21 protein-coding genes and 1 tRNA gene are annotated in these 19,968 nt (G+C 69.6%); 19 read left to right on the forward strand and 3 right to left on the reverse strand.

Annotated elements, in window-relative coordinates:
• The first annotated feature begins 125 nt into the window (after nucleotides 1–125).
• From ACYVDG_RS23790 to ACYVDG_RS23805, 4 genes are all read left to right on the forward strand, one after another.
• Nucleotides 126–1,670, forward strand: coding sequence for an alpha/beta hydrolase (locus ACYVDG_RS23790; protein ID WP_460757805.1), 1,545 nt, complete (start codon nucleotides 126–128; stop codon nucleotides 1,668–1,670).
• Between the two features lie 99 nt (nucleotides 1,671–1,769).
• Nucleotides 1,770–1,842: transfer RNA gene (locus ACYVDG_RS23795), tRNA-Thr, on the forward strand.
• A gap of 179 nt (nucleotides 1,843–2,021) precedes the next feature.
• Complete coding sequence (locus ACYVDG_RS23800; RefSeq protein WP_460757806.1) at nucleotides 2,022–5,402, forward strand: right-handed parallel beta-helix repeat-containing protein; 3,381 nt, start codon at nucleotides 2,022–2,024, stop codon at nucleotides 5,400–5,402.
• Between the two features lie 120 nt (nucleotides 5,403–5,522).
• The gene (locus tag ACYVDG_RS23805; RefSeq protein ID WP_460757807.1) at nucleotides 5,523–5,870 is read left to right on the forward strand and encodes a hypothetical protein; all 348 of its coding nucleotides are present in this window, start codon (nucleotides 5,523–5,525) and stop codon (nucleotides 5,868–5,870) included.
• Between the two features lie 28 nt (nucleotides 5,871–5,898).
• On the opposite strand, the gene ACYVDG_RS23810 is transcribed toward ACYVDG_RS23805, so the two are convergent.
• The gene (locus ACYVDG_RS23810; RefSeq protein WP_460757808.1) at nucleotides 5,899–6,054 is read right to left on the reverse strand and encodes a hypothetical protein; all 156 of its coding nucleotides are present in this window, start codon (nucleotides 6,052–6,054) and stop codon (nucleotides 5,899–5,901) included.
• A 236-nt stretch (nucleotides 6,055–6,290) separates the two neighbouring features.
• Here ACYVDG_RS23810 and ACYVDG_RS23815 point away from each other — a divergent pair, with 236 nt between their 5' ends.
• Nucleotides 6,291–6,506 (forward strand): hypothetical protein, encoded by a 216-nt coding sequence (locus tag ACYVDG_RS23815; RefSeq protein ID WP_460757809.1) that lies wholly within the window; start codon nucleotides 6,291–6,293, stop codon nucleotides 6,504–6,506.
• A gap of 55 nt (nucleotides 6,507–6,561) precedes the next feature.
• Nucleotides 6,562–6,951, forward strand: coding sequence for a hypothetical protein (locus ACYVDG_RS23820; RefSeq protein ID WP_460757810.1), 390 nt, complete (start codon nucleotides 6,562–6,564; stop codon nucleotides 6,949–6,951).
• A 25-nt stretch (nucleotides 6,952–6,976) separates the two neighbouring features.
• On the opposite strand, the gene ACYVDG_RS23825 is transcribed toward ACYVDG_RS23820, so the two are convergent.
• Nucleotides 6,977–7,540 carry a hypothetical protein gene (locus tag ACYVDG_RS23825; RefSeq protein WP_460757849.1) on the reverse strand — a complete coding sequence of 188 codons (564 nt, stop codon included), beginning with the start codon at nucleotides 7,538–7,540 and terminating at the stop codon, nucleotides 6,977–6,979.
• A gap of 554 nt (nucleotides 7,541–8,094) precedes the next feature.
• On the opposite strand from ACYVDG_RS23825, the gene ACYVDG_RS23830 reads away from it, so the two are divergent.
• On the forward strand, nucleotides 8,095–8,421 hold the full coding sequence (locus ACYVDG_RS23830) for a hypothetical protein (RefSeq protein WP_460757811.1): 327 nt from the start codon (nucleotides 8,095–8,097) through the stop codon (nucleotides 8,419–8,421).
• A 129-nt stretch (nucleotides 8,422–8,550) separates the two neighbouring features.
• On the forward strand, nucleotides 8,551–9,129 hold the full coding sequence (locus ACYVDG_RS23835) for an RNA polymerase sigma factor (protein WP_460757812.1): 579 nt from the start codon (nucleotides 8,551–8,553) through the stop codon (nucleotides 9,127–9,129).
• A 106-nt stretch (nucleotides 9,130–9,235) separates the two neighbouring features.
• Here the strand turns inward: ACYVDG_RS23835 and ACYVDG_RS23840 are convergent, their stop codons facing one another.
• A complete protein-coding gene (locus tag ACYVDG_RS23840) occupies nucleotides 9,236–9,760 on the reverse strand; it encodes an inorganic diphosphatase (protein ID WP_460757813.1) in 525 nt (174 codons plus the stop codon).
• Nucleotides 9,761–9,836: 76 nt separating this feature from the next.
• Between ACYVDG_RS23840 and dacB the strand changes: the two genes are divergently transcribed.
• The 11 genes from dacB to ACYVDG_RS23895 all read left to right on the forward strand — a co-directional run bounded on the left by dacB (nucleotide 9,837) and on the right by ACYVDG_RS23895 (nucleotide 19,927).
• Nucleotides 9,837–11,192: a D-alanyl-D-alanine carboxypeptidase/D-alanyl-D-alanine endopeptidase gene (gene dacB, locus ACYVDG_RS23845; protein ID WP_460757814.1), complete on the forward strand. Its 1,356-nt coding sequence runs from the start codon at nucleotides 9,837–9,839 to the stop codon at nucleotides 11,190–11,192.
• Between the two features lie 279 nt (nucleotides 11,193–11,471).
• Entirely contained in the window at nucleotides 11,472–12,551 is a 1,080-nt protein-coding gene (locus ACYVDG_RS23850; RefSeq protein ID WP_460757850.1) for a zinc-dependent metalloprotease, read from the forward strand.
• The gene (gene tilS, locus ACYVDG_RS23855; protein WP_460757815.1) at nucleotides 12,548–13,546 is read left to right on the forward strand and encodes a tRNA lysidine(34) synthetase TilS; all 999 of its coding nucleotides are present in this window, start codon (nucleotides 12,548–12,550) and stop codon (nucleotides 13,544–13,546) included. The genes ACYVDG_RS23850 and tilS overlap by 4 nt, the downstream gene beginning before the upstream one ends.
• A gap of 99 nt (nucleotides 13,547–13,645) precedes the next feature.
• Nucleotides 13,646–14,200 carry a hypoxanthine phosphoribosyltransferase gene (hpt, locus tag ACYVDG_RS23860; protein WP_460757816.1) on the forward strand — a complete coding sequence of 185 codons (555 nt, stop codon included), beginning with the start codon at nucleotides 13,646–13,648 and terminating at the stop codon, nucleotides 14,198–14,200.
• Nucleotides 14,201–14,486: 286 nt separating this feature from the next.
• On the forward strand, nucleotides 14,487–16,493 hold the full coding sequence (gene ftsH, locus ACYVDG_RS23865) for an ATP-dependent zinc metalloprotease FtsH (RefSeq protein WP_460757817.1): 2,007 nt from the start codon (nucleotides 14,487–14,489) through the stop codon (nucleotides 16,491–16,493).
• Nucleotides 16,490–17,083, forward strand: a complete 594-nt coding sequence (gene folE / locus ACYVDG_RS23870) for a GTP cyclohydrolase I FolE (RefSeq protein WP_460757818.1) — start codon at nucleotides 16,490–16,492, stop codon at nucleotides 17,081–17,083. The genes ftsH and folE overlap by 4 nt, the downstream gene beginning before the upstream one ends.
• A 91-nt stretch (nucleotides 17,084–17,174) precedes the next feature.
• On the forward strand, nucleotides 17,175–18,080 hold the full coding sequence (gene folP, locus ACYVDG_RS23875) for a dihydropteroate synthase (protein WP_460757819.1): 906 nt from the start codon (nucleotides 17,175–17,177) through the stop codon (nucleotides 18,078–18,080).
• Nucleotides 18,077–18,523, forward strand: a complete 447-nt coding sequence (locus tag ACYVDG_RS23880) for a nuclear transport factor 2 family protein (protein WP_460757820.1) — start codon at nucleotides 18,077–18,079, stop codon at nucleotides 18,521–18,523. Before folP ends, ACYVDG_RS23880 begins: the two co-directional genes overlap by 4 nt.
• Nucleotides 18,523–18,894, forward strand: a complete 372-nt coding sequence (gene folB / locus ACYVDG_RS23885) for a dihydroneopterin aldolase (RefSeq protein WP_460757821.1) — start codon at nucleotides 18,523–18,525, stop codon at nucleotides 18,892–18,894. The genes ACYVDG_RS23880 and folB overlap by 1 nt, the downstream gene beginning before the upstream one ends.
• On the forward strand, nucleotides 18,891–19,427 hold the full coding sequence (gene folK, locus ACYVDG_RS23890; protein WP_460757851.1) for a 2-amino-4-hydroxy-6-hydroxymethyldihydropteridine diphosphokinase: 537 nt from the start codon (nucleotides 18,891–18,893) through the stop codon (nucleotides 19,425–19,427). The genes folB and folK overlap by 4 nt, the downstream gene beginning before the upstream one ends.
• Nucleotides 19,427–19,927, forward strand: coding sequence for a DUF3180 domain-containing protein (locus tag ACYVDG_RS23895; RefSeq protein WP_460757822.1), 501 nt, complete (start codon nucleotides 19,427–19,429; stop codon nucleotides 19,925–19,927). Before folK ends, ACYVDG_RS23895 begins: the two co-directional genes overlap by 1 nt.
• Nucleotides 19,928–19,968: the final 41 nt, after the last annotated feature.

Raw genomic sequence — 19,968 nt, forward strand, 5'->3', positions numbered from 1 at the left:
CGGTTTCCCGGGCGGGGCCGGTGCCGACTCCGGCGCGGGGCTCGAGTGACCAGACCCGGGGTGAGGGCGGCGAAGCGCCCCGGGACAATGGTGCGGGACAGGATGCGACTGGAAGCTGGTGTCGGGTGGGTTCGAGGGTTCGGGGTTCGTTGGCGGTGCTGCTGACCGGGGCGGTGCTGGCGGTCGGCTGTACGACGGACGGCGGAGGCGACGGCACTCCGGAGGACGGGGCCCCGGTGGACTTCGCCGAGCAGGAGCTCGACTGGACGGAGTGCGAGAGCGGCCTCCCTGACAGCGAGTGCGCGGTCTTCGAGGCTCCACTGGACTACGAGGACCCCGATGGCGAGCGGATCGAGATCGCGGTCAAGCGCGCCCCCGCCGAGGGCGACGCCATCGGTTCCCTGCTGGTCAACCCCGGCGGCCCCGGCGGCTCCGGCTACGACTTCGTCGACCACGCGCCCTATTCGGTCAGCGAAACGGTCCGTGAGAACTTCGACGTGGTCGGCTTCGATCCCCGGGGCGTGGGCCGCAGCACCCCGCTGACCTGTCTGGACGCTGAGGGGGTCGACGATTTCCTCGGCACGGACTACGGGGACGGTGAGGGTGCCGACGACCTCGCCGACCTCAGCCCCGAGGGGCTCGACGAGATCGAGGCCAACAGCAGGGAGTTCGTGGAGGCCTGCGAGGAGAACGACCCCGAGCTCATGCGCAACATCGGCACCGCCGACGTCGCCCGTGACATGGACATGCTGCGCGGCCTGCTCGGTGACGAGCAACTCACCTACCTCGGCGCCTCGTACGGCACGCACATCGGCGCGCAGTACGCCGAGCAGTTCCCGGAACGGGTGCGGGCTCTGGTGCTCGACGGCGCCATCGACCCCAGCCAGGACCAGCTGAGCGTCAGCGTGGAACAGGCGACGGGTTTCCAGACCGCGCTGACCTCCTTCGTGGAGGACTGCCTGACCCGGCCCGACTGCCCGATCGGTGACTCCGGCACCGGTGTCGAGGAGGGCATCGCGGAGTTGGACGCCTTCCTGGAGAGTGCGGCCGTGGAGCCGCTGGACAGTACCACCGGCGACGGCCGCGAGGTCAACCGGTCCCGCGCCGAACTGGGCGTGCTCGCCGCCCTGTACTCGGAGAACTGGTGGCCGCGGGTGCGAGAGGCGCTCACGGAGGCCGTGGAGGACGGTGACGGCACCGGTCTGCTGCTGCTCGGGGACGACCTGTACGGGCGCGGTGACCTGGCCGAGTACGAGAACTCGACCGCCGCGCTCATGGCCGTGAACTGCTCCGACTCCGAGGCACCCCGCGAGGTGGGCGCCTACGCGGAAGCGGCCGCCGCGTCGGGCGAGGCGTCGCCGATCTTCGGCCCGACCCTCGCCTGGGGTGCGCTTCCCTGTGCCTTCTGGCCGGAGGAGGCGGTGGCCCCGCTCGGTGAGCTCAACGCCCAAGGGGCCGACCCGATCATGGTGCTGGGCACCACTCGCGACTCCGCCACCCCCTACGCCTGGTCCGAGGCGCTCGCCGGTCAGCTGGACTCCGGGTTCCTCCTCACCAGAGACGGCGACGGCCACACGGGTTACCGGATGGGTGACGAGTGCGTGGACGAGATCGTCGACGAGTACCTGCTGGAACTCGCCGTGCCCGAGGACGGTATGGAATGCGCGTGACACGGCGGTGCGGTGTCCGGTTCGGGTGAGCCTGTACGTGCCACTCGTGAGAGGCGCTAGACTGGTTCCTGCTTCGCCGCACACGACATGTGGCGTTGTGCCGCCTTAGCTCAGTCGGCAGAGCGATTCACTCGTAATGAATAGGTCATCGGTTCGATTCCGATAGGCGGCTCAGCCACCTCAGGCCCGTCCGGGAAACCCGGGCGGGCCTGAGGCGTTTCCGGGGTTCTGACCGACCCTGGCCACTGGGGTGCGCTTCGGTGCGGGTTCCCGGCGCCCGAGGTGGATACGGTACATAGCGCAGACACTCCGGCGCGGCGCCGCGGCCGCAACCCCCTTTGGAGTCGATGGATGATTACGGTCCGCGTCTCGAAGACGGATCCCGCCGCCAGCTCGTCGTTGGGGAAGGTGATCCGGGACCCCCGGTACAGGAGATCGGACCTGTACCTCCAAGTAGACCCGGGAGAGTATGTGGAACCCCAGGTCATCGGGGTACTGCGCCGAGTGGTCGTGGTGCCCACCGAAGGGGCTGGGACGGTCACGGTCGCGGCGGCCAACGAGACCAACGTGTTCAACGTCCACGGGGGCGGGAACCTGGAGATCTACGGGGTCTCCGTGCGGAGCGACTCGGACGAGTACCCGCCCCTGTACGCGCAGAAGGGTGCTCGGGTCAGGACGGTGGACTGCGTCTTCACCGCGCCCAGGAGGGTCAACGTGGTGTCCTCCCACGCAGAGATCGTCGGGTGCCGGTTCGAGGACAGCGGACTGCTGTGGGACGGCAGTGAGGGCAGCGTACGCGACTGCTACTTCGCCGGGGCGGTGATCGCCGTCCAGGGCGGGTGCTCACCGCGGATCAGCGGGACGGTCTTCACCGGGGTCCATGACGACTGGCACAGCCTCTACGTCGCCAACTCGTCCCCGGAGATCACCGACTGCGCCCTCGTGGACGGGGGCGGCGTCTACGTCCGGGACCGGGCACAGCCGGAGTTCACCGACCTGAAGGTCACAGGCTCCTACGACTGGCCGGTCCGGGTCTACGAACGTTCCAAGGCGGTCTTCACCCGGCTGGTGGTGGAGGACGCCCGCAAGGAGGACACAGACGCCTTCTTCGTCCACGGGGACTCCGAGAGCACCCTGTACGACTGCGAGATCACCGACGCCACCCGCACCGGGGTGGCGATCGAGGGCGGCAGGCTCACCGCCCGAGGGTTGACCGTGAACGGCACCGCCACCGACGCCGTCCTCATCGACGGCGGGGAGGTGACTATGACCGACCTGAGGTGCACCCGGGTCGGGAAGGCGGCCCTGGTGGTCGCCGACGGCGCCAGGGCGACCGTCACGGGGATGTCCGTGGCCGAGAGCGGGGAGGAGGAACGCGGCGCGATCGCCTCGGTCCGATCCCGGTTCGAGGTGAGCGACCTCCGGGTCAGCCGCTGGCACGGTCCGATGGCCATCGTCGTGGGCGGCCGTGGCGTGTTCGAGGACATCGTCGGCCACGATGTGGGATCGGGGATCCACAGCCGTGAGGACGCCACGATCACGGTGCGCGGCATGGTGCTGCGCGAGGCCCGCGAGGGTGGCCTGAACATCCTCGACGGCACGGAGATCCAGGTCCGCCACGCCGACCTCTCCGACTGCGGCGAGGACGCGGTCTACGTCCAGGGCGGGCACGTCACGATCCGGTCCTCCACCCTGTCCGGCAGCGGCGAGCGCGGGGTCCGGGTGGGCAGCGGCGGCGTGGTCGCGCTGGAGGACACCGCGATCCGGGACGGCCGGGGAGACGGCCTCATGGTGGAGGAGGGCGGCCGGGTACGCCTGGTGCGGTGCACCGTCTCCGGAAACGACGACGAGGGCCTGAGCGCCTCCGACAGCGCCTCCGTGTACCTGGAGGACAGCACCTTCAGCGGCAACCGCGGGGGCAACGGAGACCGGGTGTCCGCGCGCGCCGCTGAGTCCTCAGCACCGACCGGGGACGGCACGGTGGGCGGATTCCCGGGTGAGGCTCAGGGCGACGGGACCGTGCGGGACCGTGCGCGCCCGCTGGACGTCCTGCTCTCGGAGCTGGAGGGGATGGTGGGCCTGGACGGGGTGAAGAAGGAGGTCCGGTCGCTCGTCAACTTCCAGCAGGTGAGCGCGAAGCGGGTCGAGGCGGGGCTGCCGGCGCTGAATGTCAGCCGCCACTTGGTGTTCTCGGGGCCGCCCGGGACAGGGAAGACCACGGTGGCGCGGCTGTACGGGGAGATCCTGCGTTCACTGGGGGTGCTCTCCAAGGGGCAGTTCCTGGAGGTGTCCCGGGCGGACCTGGTGGCCGAGCACCTCGGTGGCACGACGCGCAAGACTACGGACCTGGTGGAGCGTGCCCGGGGCGGTGTGCTGTTCGTCGACGAGGCGTACACGCTGTCGCGGCGCTTCGGCAGCGGCAGCGACTTCGGTCAGGAGGCCATAGACACGCTTATCAAGCTGATGGAGGACTTCCGCGAGGAGGTCGTCCTGGTCTTCGCCGGCTACTCGGGTGAGATGAGTACCTTCCTCGACGCCAACCCCGGGCTGCGGTCGAGGATGGGCCGGACGATCGCGTTCGAGAACTACACCCCGGAACAGCTCAGCGGGATCTTCGCGGGGATGTCCGCGGAACAGGGATACGACCTGGGTGAGGGCGTGCGCGACATCGTGGCCCGGCACTTCCGCAGGCAGCGGCGCGACGAGGCGTTCGGCAACGGGCGCGAGGCGCGCAGGATGTTCGAGGAGACGGTGCGGGCCCAGGCCAACCGGCTCGTGGAGGGCGGTTTCACGACCCTCGACGACCTCACCCAGGTTCTGCCCGAAGACCTGGAAGGCGTGGTGGCCCCCGAACTCGTCGCGGGGGTCGGTGCACCACGGGACACCGGCCGGATCCGCGTGCTGATGGACCGGCTGGACGGGATGGTGGGTCTGGCCGACGTCAAGCGCGAGGTACGGGGTCTGACGGATCTGCTGTCTGCTGCCCGTCGGCGCCAAGCAGCCGGGCTGGGAACGCCGCCGTCGCGCCACTTGGTGTTCTCGGGCTCCTCCGGGACCGGGAGGAGCACCGTGACGCGGATCTACGGTGAGCTGCTGGCGGCGCTGGGCGTGTTGGAGCGGGGCCAGGTGGTGGAGGTCTCGCGGGCGGACCTGGTGGGAGCACCGGGAAGGCGGGAGCGGGGCCGGACGGAGCAGCGGACACGGGAGGCGTTCGAACAGGCGCGGGGAGGTGTCCTCCTTGTGTCCGATGCGCACCTGTTGACCAGGGGAGACGCCGGGGGTGAGCGGGCCGGGCAGGAAGCCGTCGACACTCTGCTCGGTCTGATGGAGGGCCACCGTGACGAGGTCGTGGTGGTCCTGGCGGGCAGCTCACGGGAGATCCGCGCCTTCCTCGCCGGGAATCCCGGGCTGGCCTCGCGGTTCTCCCGGACTGTGGAGTTCCCGTCCTACAGCCGTGCGGAGCTGGTGGACATCTTCGTGGGGATGGCCGAGGAGGCGGACTTCCTGGTGCCGGCGAAGACCTTGGAGGTGCTCTCGGCGCTGATGACCGCGGAGAGTGAACGCTTCGCGGAGGGCAACGGGCGCGAGGTGCGCGCGCTGTTCGAGGCGAGCGTGACCTGGCAGGCGCGGCGGATCGAGGCCGCTGCCGCCGCCGGTGGGACCCTTGACGTCGCCGAACTCCAGACCCTACTGCCCGAGGACGTCCAGGCGGGAAACCCGGACACGCCCTAACGCCGTGCTCCGGCTCGCGCGGGGAGCGGTCACCGGGTGTCGGCCGACCTTGGTGGAATGATTACCCAGAGTGTGCGTCTGTTGTGTCTGTTGTGCGAGACGTATGGGTAGTTGGGCGTTATGAGCCTGATGTTCATGCTGTTCGCCCTGCTGGGTTCTGTGGTCGTTCTCGGTGGGGGTTTCTACGGGCTGCGCCTGGTCGTCGGCCGTATGGAGGCACGGGGGGCCGAGGTCGAGCCGGAGCCGCCGAGGTCCGCGCCCCGGCGAGACGTGGGCGGGTACGTGCCCGCGCCGCGCGAGGCCGACGAACTTCCCGCCGAACTGCGCTCGCGCGTGCACAACCTGATCGCGCTGGGCTGCATCGACGAGGCGGTCCGCGCGGTCCGCGAACACCTGGACGGCGACGAGGGGCGCGCACGCTGGATCGTGCGGCGCCTCGGTGGCGGGAGGGCCGCGTTGGAGCCCTGACTCGGGAGAGCCTGTCCCCCTGGCAGGTTCAGACCCGCTGCCGGCTCTGCAGCCAGCCCCACACGGTGGTGGCGACGAACAGGACGCCGCCGATCAGTGCCAGCCAGAACAGTCCCTCGATCAGGATTCCGAGGATGGAGACAATCAGCCAGATCGCGAGCAGGACGAGGATGAGGTAGACCATCTGTGCTCCAGGTTGCTTCGCGTGTTTCGGGGTTCTACCGATGCCCTTGTTTCGGGTTTCTCACGGTGCCCCTACCCGCGTCTCCAACGCCCGAAGCGAGCGTCATCCGTGTTCTGTTCCGACCCGAGGCGGGGCCCGGTCCGCAGAGCGTTCGCGGCCGGTCTCCGGCCAGCTCCTGAGGGCGGGGCTGTTGGGGTAGGTGTGTGCGGGTGCCCACTTCTGGGGAAGGGAGGGGTATGAGTCTGGAAGAGGCATCACGTCAGCTGGAAGCCGCCATCCACGATGCGCGGGTCTCGTTCGACTGCATCCTTTTGGAGGAGTTGGACCGGGCGCACACCAACGCGATCACCGCCAGAGCAGCGGTGGACGCGGCGGAACAGGCCGTCCGGGTGGAGCTGGAGAAGCGGGCGGCCGCGGAGTCGACCGAGTCCGCCGACGCTGACTCCGACTGATCCGAGTTCCACTTTTTGGAGCTTCGTACATCGAACATGTTTTCGAGCAGCGGGTATGCTGTCTGGTATGCCCGATCAGTCCCTGACGTCGGACTGGCCCGCGAGTGTGCACCCACCCGGGTCGGACTCCTTCGAGCAGACGGCCCTGGAATGGCTGTTCGACCACGTGCCCGCCGACTACCGGTTGCACGGGGTCCTGCGGCGCCACCCCGTAGCCCTCTCCCGGCTGGCCCGCCAGTACGTCTCCGCGACGCTGGAAGCGGCCCGAGAGGGGTACCGCACGGCCCGCGTCGACCTGCGTGACCACCTGTCACCACACGCCCTCGACCAGGTCATGAGCGCCTACCTCGCCGAAGGTCAGCGCACCGCAGGGGTGCTGCGCTCCATCGAGGCCGTGGACGGGGCGTTGCGCGCGGCGGCCCCGGAACGGGGCGACCATGAGTGAGCGGTCGCAGTGCCACCGGGTTCGCTTACGCGGTCACCCGGACCAGAACGGCGGTCTCGTCTCCGGTGTTCACCAGGTGCTGGTGCCACTGGCCGGAGGCGGTGCCGACGCCGCCCACCACGCGAGCCCGGTCCGTGGCCAGCTCGGCGGCCGAGCGCATCTGGCCGTCGTCGCCGGAGGTGATCAGGTGCGCTTTCCCGCTCACCAGGTAAAGCACCTCCAGGCTGTGCGGCCGGTCGGAGCGCCGGGCCGGGCCGGGGACGAAGCTGTTGGGTTCGAGGGCGACGGTGGTCACCCGGAAACGACCGCTCACGTGGCGTCGCGCACTGCGCGGGGCCGGCTGCCAGTGTCCGCGCCGGGTCGGCCACAGGGTCGGTCGGCGCAGCGTCCCCGCGGCGCCCCGGGCGGCGGAGACCAGCTGTCCGATGGTGGGAAGTCGGCGTTGGCTCAGGTGGGCGTAGCCGGAAACGCGGCCGGCGTCGACCACGTCGCCGATGCCGTCGAGGGAGACGGTCGCGAGGCGCGGGCGGGGGGTGTGTTCGGTCGTGGCGGGGCGGACGGCGGTCGCCGCGGAGGCCTGGTGGGGCATCGTGAGAAGATCCTTCACGTGTACGCGGCCGGGTCCTGTGACCGTGGCCGCGAGGATGTCGTCGGTGGGTCCCGGCGGGGCCGGGGCGGCAGGGGCGGCCTCTCCGAACACGCGTTCGGAGGGCAGGATCGCCCTGACGGAATCCGTTCGCGGACAGGTCACACAGAAAAGTGGACGCCGCTCACGGGCTGGTCGCGCGGGGTCGGTCGACTCCGTCCCCTCGGCTACGACTCAGTGACGACAACACGGACACGCCGCACGGGCCAGGTGGCAGGAGGCCCAAGGGGCCATGCGAGCCGTGGCGTCGGTGCGGGTGCGCGGATACATGGACGTAAGGAGACCAGCAAAGCCGGTGGTGAGTCAAGCGATCACCGAGAATCGCGCGTGTCGAACCGCTCACCCTTGGCCAGTCCCGGACGTGTTGCGGGAGGACTCCCGTGGTGGTGACATGTGGAGCCCGAGAACACGGCACGTCCGCCGAACCGGGCTCCACCCCCCAGTACAGCCGTAGCGACAGGAGTGGCCGTGCAGCCATCCGTTCCCAGAGGGCAGCCTTGACCCCCGAGGTCCAGGGCCTGTGGGCGCGCGTGCTGGCGCGTGCCCTCGTCGTGGTCGCCGCCGGCGTGATGGCCCTCGGGTTCCTGGGGGTCGAGGCGGCGCTGCTCGTCTCTGGTCTGACCGCGCTCACCTACGTGCTGCTGTGGTTGCGGTTCAGGTATGCCGGTGCCCTGTTCGTCACCCCCGACCGGGAAGGCCGAGGGGATCCTCCCGACCGTCCGGGTCCGCATCCACGCCGTCCGCGTCCGCCCGGGTCGCCACGCCGACGGCCGCAGGGCCCCGGCTGGCCACCGGAGCCGCGCCGCCCTCCGGACGAGTACTGAACCCGGCGCTGGGCCGGACCCGGTCACCGGCCCGTCGCAGCTCGCAGGGGGTGTGGCTCCGCGGAAGAACCGCGTGTCTTTCGGCGAACCGGGGAGCGTCGCGCCGAGCGCGGCGTAGATTCTAGGTCTATGACGGACCAGGATCTCCTGCATGCCCTGCGCTCCGGCCGAACCCCGCCCTCAGACGTCTACGTATGGCTTCTCGATGCTTACGGAGAGGAGCTGTACCGGCGCTGCATCCTGGTCCTCCGTGATCGCGACGCCGCGCATGTCGTACTCAGGGACACCCTGATCGTCGCCCGTGCGCACAGCGCGCGCCTGCCGGACGCCGCACGGCTGGGGGAGTGGCTGCACGCGCTCGCCGAAGCCGAGTGCGCGCGCCATCGGGCGAGCTACGAGGCCGACTGCGCGCTTGCGCTTCCGGAGAAGACGGAGCTGGTCCGTGCCAGGGTGCTCAACGGAATGTGCGGATCCGCGCTGGACGGCTACCGGCTGCACGTCGCGGCACGGGCCGACCGCTTCGGCCGGGACGGCTTCCCGCTGGGTCCCGACAAGAGCCAACCGACACGCGCGACGCTTTTCCCGCTGCCCATGGTCCTCGCCCTGCTGTGCGCTCTTCTGCTCATCGCGCTGGCCGGGTACGCACTCGTCCGCGATCCCGGCCAGGAGCCGGGCCCGTTGGCTCCGGACAGCGCCGAGATGAACTGAGCGGTACTGCCAACGGGACCGACGGCGGCCGACGGGAAAGACGAGGACCCGGCGGGGAAACCCCCTGCCGGGTCCTGCGAAACACCGAGATGCTTGTGGCGCTTGGCTACTTGCCCTCGTTGGTGATGTGCGACGCGTCGCCGTGGGAGCCGTGCTCCTCGCCGCGCTTCACCGAGGCGATGATCTCCTGCTCGGCCTCGTGGCGGCCGACCCAGCTGGCGCCCTCGACGGACTTGCCGGGCTCGAGGTCCTTGTACACGGTGAAGAAGTGCTCGATCTCGAGGCGCTCGAACTCGTTGACGTGGTGAATGTCACGCAGGTGCTCCTGGCGCGGGTCCGTCGCCGGAACGCACAGCAGCTTGTCGTCACCGCCGGCCTCGTCGCGCATGCGGAACATGCCGATGGCGCGCGCCCGGATCAGGCAACCCGGGAAAGTCGGGGCCTTGAGCAGGACAAGGGCGTCCAAGGGGTCGCCGTCCTCGCCGAGTGTTCCCTCGACGAAACCGTAGTCGGCGGGGTAGGTCGTGGAGGTGAACAGCATGCGGTCGAGACGGATACGACCGGTCTCGTGGTCCACCTCGTACTTGTTGCGCTCCCCCTTGGGGATCTCGATCGTAACGTCGAATTCCATGCTGATCTCGGCTCCCAATGCGACTAATGTCGCCGTATAACTACAACGTCAGGCCGCGACACCGAAGGAAGGTCAGGTGCCCCGGGTGCGACGGGTACGAGGCGAGGCGTTCCTCGCGCTGGCCCTGCTCAACATATTCGTGCTGATCACCGGGTTCGCAGCCCTGGACGTGATCGAGGCACGACCGCTTCCGGCGGTGCCCAACCCCGTCACGCACGCCGACGGCGTGGCGGCGGTTGCACCCGCGGACCCGACCCCGGCGGCCCCGGAACGGATCGCGGACGTTCTTGATGATCCCATGTCGTCTTCCGGGCTTGAGGAGGGCCTCTCCGGTTACGTGGTTGACGGCGCCACGGGGGAGACTCTCTTCGAGCGGGACGCGGACGCCCTGGTGACCCCGGCGTCGACGACGAAGATCGCCACGGCCATCGCGGTACTGGACGCCGTCGGCCCCGACCACGTGCTGCGGACCGAGGCCTACCTCGACCCCGAGGAGAACCGGGTGGTGCTGCGTGGAGGGGGAGACGCGACTCTGACCGCGACCGCCGACTCCGCAGCATACCCGCAGGTAGCAACCTTGGAGGAGCTCGCGGAGGACACCGCTGCCGCCCTCGCGGACCAAGGACTGGACACGGTTGCGGTCGGCTACGACGACTCGCTGTTCACCGGGTCCGACACCGGTCCCGGGTGGAAGCCCACCTACGTCACCGAGGGCAGCACCGCGACCATCCACGCGCTGCTCACCGACAGCGGCAGGGTGGACCCTGACGTGTCCACCCGGGCCCCGGACCCGCCCCTGGCCGCGGCGGAGGCCTTCGCCGACCGGCTGGAACAGGCCGGGCTGAACGTCGAGGGCTCGCCGGACGAAACCGAGGCCTCCGGGGACCCCGTCGCCTCCGTGGACTCCATGCCGATGACCGGGCTGGTCGAGTTCATGATGCTGGCCAGTGACAACAACATGGCCGAGTCGCTGGGCCGCATTGCCGCGATGGAGATGGGCGAGGAGCCCGACTTCGCGGGGGCGGCCGAAGCCACCCACCGGGTGATGGACGATCTGGGGATCGACGGGGTGGATCTGGCCGACAACAGCGGCCTGAGCCCCGACAACCGCATCACGGCCCACGCCCTGGTCCGCATGGTGAAGGCGGCCTCCGACGAGCCCCGGCTCAACGCGACCATCACCGGCATGCCCACCGCGAACTCCACCGGCACCCTGGCCGGGCGCTACTCGGAGTTCTCCAACTCCCACGAGGGGGCCGGGATGGTGCGCGGCAAGACCGGGACCCTCGACGGGGTAAGCACCCTGGCCGGCACCGTCCACGACCTGGAGGGCAACGTGTTCGTGTTCGCGCTCATGGCCAACAGCCCGGGCGCCTCCGGCCCGCAGCTGGACACCCTCGCCACTGCCCTCAGCCAATGCGGCTGTTCGTAATACTTTGGGCCTCCGCCCGCCCGTCGCCCGCCAACAACCCTCAACGGACGCCTTCTGCGCAGTCTGGCACCTGGCTCGTTCCTCGCTAGCGGCTTGACTCCTCTTGCACTGTGCTTGCTGCAACCCAGGCTCTCCGGCGCTCGAACGGGCACCCCCTGCGGTTGCTGCCTTGCGTGAGAAGCATTTGGTCGTCCTCAGGGGTATCCCTGGCTCGGCCCTGAATTGGCGCCCTGATCTCCGTGCTCACGGTTGTCGCATGGGTAGGCTGACGGTGTGACTGTGATCGACTGGGACGTAGCCGTCAACACCGGTGTCCGCCTCGTGCGCCCTGGGCCGCAGGTGGACCTGTCCGACGCACGGCAGGCCGTGGCTCAGTTGCGCGAGCTTTCCACCGTGGCGGCCGGGCACGTGCGCGACTTCACCGGAATGAACCCCCTCGAACCCTCAGGGCCAGCGGTCATCGTTGACCGCCCGGGATGGATTCGAGCCAACGTCGACGGGTTTCGGGTTGTTCTCGAACCCGTACTCGAACAGATGGGCGCCGACCGGCTGAACAACAGCCCGGCCGGGAACCTGACCACCGCGGTCGGTTCCCGGATCACCGGGGTGCAGCTGGGTGCGGTCCTGTCCTACCTGGCCGGGCGGGTCCTCGGCCAGTACGAACTCTTCCTGCCACCGGACCCGGACGGCAACTCGCCGACCGGGCGCCTGACCCTGGTGGCGCCCAACATCGTCAACACCGAACGCGAACTGGACGTCGACCCGCGCGACTTCCGCCTGTGGGTCTGCTTGCACGAGGAGACCCACCGGATGCAGTTCACGGCCACGCCGTGGCTGCGGGACCACGTCCAGGACCTCATGCAGGAGCTCCTGCTGTCCACGGAGATGGAGGCCTCGGACCTCATCGACCGTCTCCGGCAGGCGGGCGAGGCCGTGGCCGATGCGGTGCGGGGAGGTGACGGGAACCTCCTCACCGCGTTCCACAGCCCGGAGCAGAGCGAGCTGATGGACCGGATCACCGCCGTCATGAGCCTTGCGGAGGGGCACGGGGACTACGTCATGGACGCGGTCGGACCGGAGGTCGTGCCCTCGGTCGAGACCATCCGGGCCCGTTTTCAGAAGCGCCGGGAGTCGCCCAACCCCATCGACCGGATCATGCGCCAGCTCCTGGGCATGGACCTGAAAATGAAGCAGTACGAGGAAGGCGCCGCCTTCGTCCGACAGGTCGTCGCCCAGGTCGGGATGGCCGAGTTCAACAAGGTGTGGACTTCGCGCGAGACCCTGCCCACCCTCGAGGAGATCCGCAACCCCGCGAAGTGGATCGAACGGGTCGTCCGGCCCGCCGCCATCACGGAGTGAGCGGACCGCCCCCCGCCGTGGCCGCCGTTCGATCGGCGGTCCGGCGGGTGCTGTCCGACCTGCCAGACGGGACTACTGCGCTGGTGGCGTGCAGCGGCGGGGCCGACTCCTTGGCGCTGGCGGGGGCGGTGGCCTTCGAGGCGCCGCGCCTGGGCCGCGCCGCCGGCGCGGTCACCGTCGACCACGGACTCCAGACTGGATCGGACAGCCGGGCCAAGGCCGTCGCCGACATCGCGCGCGGGCTCGGCCTGGATCCCGTCCTGACCAGTTCCGTGCGGGTCTCCGGCGGCGGCGGTCCTGAAGCCGCGGCCCGGCACGCACGCTACGACGCACTGACCGCAGCGGTCTCGGCACACGCCCCCGCGGTGGTGCTCCTCGGCCACACCCTCGACGACCAGGCGGAGACGGTCCTGCTCGGGTTGGCGCGCGGCTCGGGGGCCCGTTCCTTGGCCGGGATGGCCCGGCGCACCGGTGACTACCTCCGCCCCCTGCTGGACCTGGACCGCGTGACGGTCCGGGAGGCCTGCGACCTGATGGGCCTGCGTCCTTGGGAGGACCCGCACAACCACGATCCGCGCTTCGCCCGCTCCCGGGTGCGCCACGAGGCGCTGCCCGCGCTGGAGAGGGCGCTGGGGCCGGGGATCGGCGCCGCCTTGGCCAGGACGGCGACCATGCTCCGTGCGGACGCGGACACGCTGGACGGGCTCTCCGACGAGCTCTACGCGGAGTCCCGTGAGCTGGGTGCCGACACTGAGGAGGATGAATGTGTCGGAGGTCTCTCCGTGGAGCCGCTGGAACGGGCGGATCCCTCCTTGCGTACCCGCGTCCTGCGCCGCGCAGCCCTGGATGCGGGGTGCCCCGCCAGCGCGTTGACCGCGCGGCACGTCCGCGAACTGGACCGGCTCGTCACGGAGTGGCGCGGGCAGGCCCACATCGACTTGCCGGGAGGGATTCGGGGACGCCGCGCCGCTGGTCGGATCCTCTTCGGGCGGTGAGCCGTGCATGCCCCCGCCGGGTGGTCCGGCACCGTTGCCGCGTTCGGCACGTTTATCCTGGTTGCCGCAAACGGGGAATCCAGCAGCGAGGACATGAGCGTGGACGCCAAAGACATGGGACAGGACCTGGAGAAGGTCCTGGTCACCGAGGAAGAGATCAAGACGCGCCTGGCTGAGATGGGCGCGCGGATCGATGCGGACTACGCGGGCAGGGACCTGCTCATCGTCGGAGTGCTCAAGGGCGCGGTCATGGTCATGGCCGACCTCGCGCGGACGCTGCACAGCCCCGTCACCATGGACTGGATGGCCGTCTCCTCCTACGGGGCAGGGACCACGTCCTCCGGCGTGGTGCGCATCCTCAAGGACCTCGAGACCGACATCAAGGACCGCGACGTCCTGATCGTCGAGGACGTCATCGACTCCGGGCTGACCCTGTCCTGGCTGGTGGGCAACCTGAAGTCACGCGGCCCCAAGTCCGTCGAGGTCTGCACCATGGTCCGCAAACCGCTCGCCTTCGACGTCGACCTCGACGTCAAGTACATCGGTTTCGACCTGCCCAACGAGTTCATCATCGGTTACGGTCTCGACTACGCCGAGAAGTACCGCAACCTGCCGTTCATCGGCACGCTCGCACCGCACGTGTACGAGAGTTAGAGAAGTACGCTCTCCCCAGTTGGGGAAGTACGCTCCCTACCGAGGCGCGGGCCCGCGGAGGTCCGCGCTCGGCGGTATCCGGGAACAACGGAACGGGTCGCCGTCGTTGCCCCCATGACGGCCCCGTCACCGGCCTGAGCGGTGTGCCCGCTCCGCGCGACGAGGTGTACCGTCGAATATCCCGGCGTCATCGCAGGGAGCACGTGTCCGATAGGTCCTGCTTCGGAAAGTCCTCTGGGGCGGGCGGCCTGGTCAGGAGGGACGGACCCGACAGGGTTCCGCTCACATGAATCTGAAGCGTTTTTTCCGCGGCCCGTGGTTTTGGATCCTGGTCGTCGCCCTCATGCTCATCATCGGCTTCCGCGTGTTCGACGTCGGGGCCGGCCCGCAGCCTGAGGAGACCGACACCTCGCACGTCTACATGCTCATCGAGCAGGACCAGGTGGACAATGCCGAGATCGTCGACCGGGACCAGCGCATCCAGCTGACCACGGTCGACGGGGACATCTACGAGTCCTACTGGGTCGAGGGCCAGGGCCTGGAGCTGGCGACCATGCTCCAGGAGTCCAGCGAGAACCCCGAGGGGAACCTGGACTCCTACGAGGTCTCCGTCGCCACCACCCCGATCTGGACCACGGCGCTGTTCAGCCTGCTGCCGCTGATCATCATCATCATTATCTTCTGGTTCATCTTCAGCCAGATGCAGGGCGGCGGCTCCCGGGTGATGCAGTTCGGCAAGTCCAAGGCCAAGCTGATCACCAAGGACACCCCGAAGAACACCTTCGCGGACGTGGCCGGGGCCGACGAGGCCATCGAGGAGCTCCACGAGATCAAGGAGTTCCTGCAGAGCCCGGAGAAGTTCCAGACGATGGGGGCCAAGATCCCCAAGGGCGTCCTGCTGATGGGCCCGCCCGGAACCGGTAAGACCCTTCTGGCCCGCGCCGTCGCGGGTGAGGCCGCGGTCCCCTTCTACTCCATCTCCGGTTCGGACTTCGTCGAGATGTTCGTCGGTGTGGGTGCCTCGCGGGTCCGTGACCTGTTCGAGCAGGCCAAGGCCAACGCCCCCGCGATCATCTTCATCGACGAGATCGACGCCGTCGGACGGCACCGCGGCGCAGGCATGGGCGGCGGGCACGACGAGCGAGAGCAGACCCTCAACCAGATGCTGGTCGAGATGGACGGCTTCGACGTCAAGGGCGGCGTCATCCTGATCGCCGCGACCAACCGCCCCGACATCCTCGACCCCGCGCTGCTCCGCCCGGGCCGCTTCGACCGCCAGGTCGTCGTGGACCGGCCGGACATGGACGGCCGCAAGGAGATCCTCCAGGTCCACGCCAAGGGCAAGCCCATGGCCGACGACGTGGACTACACCGTCATCGCCCGCCAGACCGCCGGGATGACCGGTGCGGACCTGTCCAACGTCATCAACGAGGGTGCACTCCTCTCGGCCCGGGCCGACAGCAAGGTCATCGACCACGCGGTCCTCGAGGAGGCCATCGAGCGTGTGATGGCCGGGCCCGAGCGCAAGACCCGGGTGATGTCGGACCGGGAGAAGAAGGTCATCGCCTACCACGAGGGCGGCCACGCCCTGGTGGGGCACGCGCTGCCCAATTCCGACCCGGTGCACAAGATCACGATCCTGCCCCGCGGCCGCGCCCTCGGCTACACCATGTCGGTACCGACCGAGGACAAGTTCCTCACCTCGCGCTCGCAGATGATGGACCAGCTGGCCATGATGCTCGGCGGCCGCGCCGCGGAGGAGCTCGTGTTCCACGAGCCCACCACCGGTGCGGGCAACGACATCGACAAGGCCACCAACCTGGCCCGCAACATGGTCACCGAATACGGCATGAGCGAGCGACTGGGCGCCCGCAAGTTCGGTTCGTCCAACACGGAGCCGTTCCTGGGCCGGGAGATGTCCCACGCCCGCGAGTACTCCGAGGAGATCGCCTCCATCATCGACGAGGAGGTGCGCCGCCTCATCGAGTCCGCGCACGACGAGGCCTACGAGGTCCTCGTCGAGTACCGGGACGTACTCGACGAACTGGTCGTGCAGCTGCTGGAGAAGGAGACGCTCACCAAGAGCCAGGTACTGGAGATCTTCGCTCCGGTCCGGGACCGTCCCTCCCGCGGTTCCTACACCGGCTACGGCAAGCGCCAGCCCTCCAACCGGCCGCCCGTCCGCTCCAAGAAGGAGCTGTCCAGGCTCAACGGCGCCGAAATCCAGGGCTCATCGACCAACGGCCAGCTCTCGGCGGGGCCGACCACCAGCACTGAGGGAGACGAAGCGTGAGCGCGGACCTGCCTGCCAGATCCGTGGACCGCGAGCGCATCGCCCGCGCAGTCCGGGAGATCCTGATCGCCATCGGGGAGGACCCCGACCGCGACGGCCTGGCCAAGACCCCTGACCGGGTCGCCAGGGCCTACGAGGAGCAGTTCGCCGGCCTCGACCAGAAGCCCGGCGACGTCCTCACCACGGTCTTCGAGGCCGACCATGAGGAAATGGTCCTGGTCAAGGACATCGAGCTGTACTCGACCTGCGAGCACCACCTCGTCCCGTTCTACGGGGTCGCGCACGTCGGCTACATCCCTGGCGCGGACGGCCGCATCACCGGGCTGAGCAAGCTCGCCCGCCTGGTGGACGTCTACGCCCGCCGCCCGCAGGTGCAGGAGCGCCTGACCGGAGAGGTCGCCGACGCGATCATGGACCACCTCGATCCTCGCGGGGTGATAGTGGTGGTCGAGGCCGAGCACCTGTGCATGACGATGCGCGGCGTGCGCAAGCCCGGGGCCAAGACGGTCACCTCCGCTGTCCGGGGCATCTTCCGCAGCAGCGACCGCACCCGCCACGAGGTCATGAGCCTCATCCTCGACCGCCGCTGAGCCGGGGCCGGGAAACGAAGTCCCAGGACAGTCCCAGAGGGGCCGGGGCTGCGTGCCCACAGTCCCTTGGCACGGGCGTAGGGTGATGCGCATGGCGCCGAAACACACACTTCCGGGGCTGCCCCGCCGCGAACGCTGCCTGGTCATGGGGGTCGTCAACGTCACCCCCGACTCCTTCTCCGATGGCGGATCCTGGTTCGACCCCGAGCGCGCGATCGAGCACGGCCTCCGCCTCGCCGAGGAGGGCGCGGACATCGTCGACGTGGGCGGCGAGTCCACCCGTCCCGGGGCCCAGCGGGTCGGGGCCGACGAGGAGCTGCGCAGGGTCGAGCCCGTGGTGCGTGAACTCGCCTCGCGCGGTATCTCCGTCAGCGTCGACACCATGCGCGCCGAAGTGGCGGCGCGTGCGGTCGAAGGCGGAGCGGTACTGGTCAACGATGTCAGCGGCGGGATGGCCGACCCTGAGATGGCACGACTCGTCGCTTCTTCCGGTGTCGCCTACGTGTTGATGCACTGGCGTGGGCATAGTCATGACATGCAGAGCCGTGCCGTGTACACGGATGTCGTCCAGGAGGTCCTCGATGAGCTCCGCGACCGTATGGAGGCCATGATCAGTTCAGGTGTCGACCCCGGCCAGATCGTTCTGGACCCGGGCCTGGGATTCTCCAAGCGTCCCGAACAGGCGCACAACTGGGCGCTGCTCCAGCAGCTCGACCGGTTCCACGAACTCGGCCGCCCCGTTCTGGTGGCCGGTTCCCGCAAACGCTTCCTGAGCCGCCTGCTCGGCGATGCCAAGGGCGAGGACCGCTCCTTCGTCGACTGCGACGCGGCCACCGCGGCCGTGACCACCCTGTCCGCGGACCGGGGCGCTTGGGCGGTCCGGGTACACGACGTCCGTCCGAACGCCGACGCGGTTCGCGTCGCGGCTGCCTGGTCCGACGGCGGCGCCCGCCTCGACGAGGGCCGCGACGGGACTGTGGACCGGGGCAGCCTGTGAAGTCCCGCCAGGAAGTCATGGAGCGCGTCGCCGAGGCCAACGGGCAGTTCTACAGCGCGATCGAGAACGGCGACATCGACCTGATGCGCACTGTCTGGGCCGAGGAGCACGAGGCCCCCGACCTGGTGTGCGTCAATCCCGGCTGGCCTTTGCTGCGCGGCCGCACCGAGATCATGCGCGCCTGGTCGCTGATCATGGCCAACGTCACTTACATCCAGTACGTGCTCACCGAGACACACATCGGGATCGGCGGGGACATCGCCATGGTGACCTGCGAGGAGAACGTGCTGACCGCCGAGGACGGCAGCCCGGGGTTCGTCGCGGGCGGTCAGGTGGTGACGACCAACCTGTTCGTCGACACCGAACAGGGATGGCGGCTGTGGTCGCACCACGCCTCGCCGGTGCTGATGGAGGACGACGAGGAGACGGAGGCCGAGGGCTGATGCGGGACCGCGTCGCGCTCCGCGGCCTGCGCGCCCGGGGCCACCACGGTGTGTTCGACTTCGAGCGCCGCGAGGGCCAGGACTTCGTCGTGGACGCGGTCCTGTACCTGGACACCGGGCCCGCGGCGGTCAGCGACGACGTCGGCGACACCGTGCATTACGGCCTGCTCGCCGACCGGCTCGTGGAGGTGGTGACGGGCGAGCCCGTCAACCTCATCGAGACCTTGGCCGAACGCCTCGCTCAGGTGTGCCTGGCCGAGGTGCTCGTGGAGGGTGTCGAACTGACGGTGCACAAGCCGTCGGCACCCATCGAGCACGAGTTCTCGGACGTGTCGGTCACCGTCACACGGGGGAAGCGGGGCCAGTGGTGACGCGCGCGGTGCTCTCCCTGGGCTCCAACCTCGGGGACCGGATGGCCGCCCTCCAGGGAGCCGTGGACCTGGTTCTGGCCGGGGAGGGTGCCCCCGAGGCGGTGGCGGTGTCGCCCGTGTACGAGACCGCTCCGGTGGGCGGGCCCGAACAGGGGGCCTTCCTCAACGCGGTCCTGGCCGTGGACACAGAGGACACGCCGAGGGCACTCCTGGCACGGGCCCAGTCGGCCGAGCAGGCGTTCGAGCGGGTCCGCGAGGTCCGCTGGGGGCCGCGCACCCTCGACGTGGACGTGATCGCCTTCGGCGGGGCCCTCGACGACGACCCGGTCCTGACCCTGCCGCACCCGCGCGCTCACCTGCGCGCGTTCGTACTGCGTCCCTGGCTGGACACGGACCCCGCCGCGGTACTGCCCGGCCGGGCGCCGGTCGCGGCCCTGCTCGCCGGGGTCGAGGCCGAGGACGCGGAGGGGGAGCAGAAGCTGGTGCCCCGTGACGATCTGCGGCTGAAGCTGCCCGGGGAGGCGGGTCACTGATGTCCGGTGACGGCGGGGGCACGCTCGCCCCGACAGGGTGGCGTGCCCCGCTGCTGTTGGCTGTCTTGGGGGCCCTGGTCGGGCTGCTGGTCGCCAACTCCGTCACGGGCCTTCCGCAGCTTCCTTGGACGGCGATCCCGACCCTGCTGCTGCTGGCCTTCGCGGAGGCGTTCACGGCGGGTCGGACAGCTCGGCGGATCCGCCGGGTGCCGGGAACCGAGCCGATGGAGCCGCTCAGCGCGGCCCGCCTGCTGGCCCTGGCCAAGGCGAGCGCGCTTTTCGCGTCGATCGCCGGGGGCTTCTTCGCGGGGATGGGGCTGTCCTTCTCGTCCCGCCTGGAGCTGAGCAGCTACCGCGAGGACATGCTGACCGCCCTGGGAACCGCGGGCGCCGCCGGTCTCCTGCTGGCCGCTGCCCTGTACTTGGAGTACGCCTGCCGGGTCCCCGACGACGGCGAGGACGGCGAAGACGGTGAGGACGACACGCAGGGACTCGGTTAGAAGTCGGGTCGGCCGCGCTCGCGCCCGAGCCGTTTCGGGCG

Source organism: Nocardiopsis oceani (assembly GCF_054777395.1).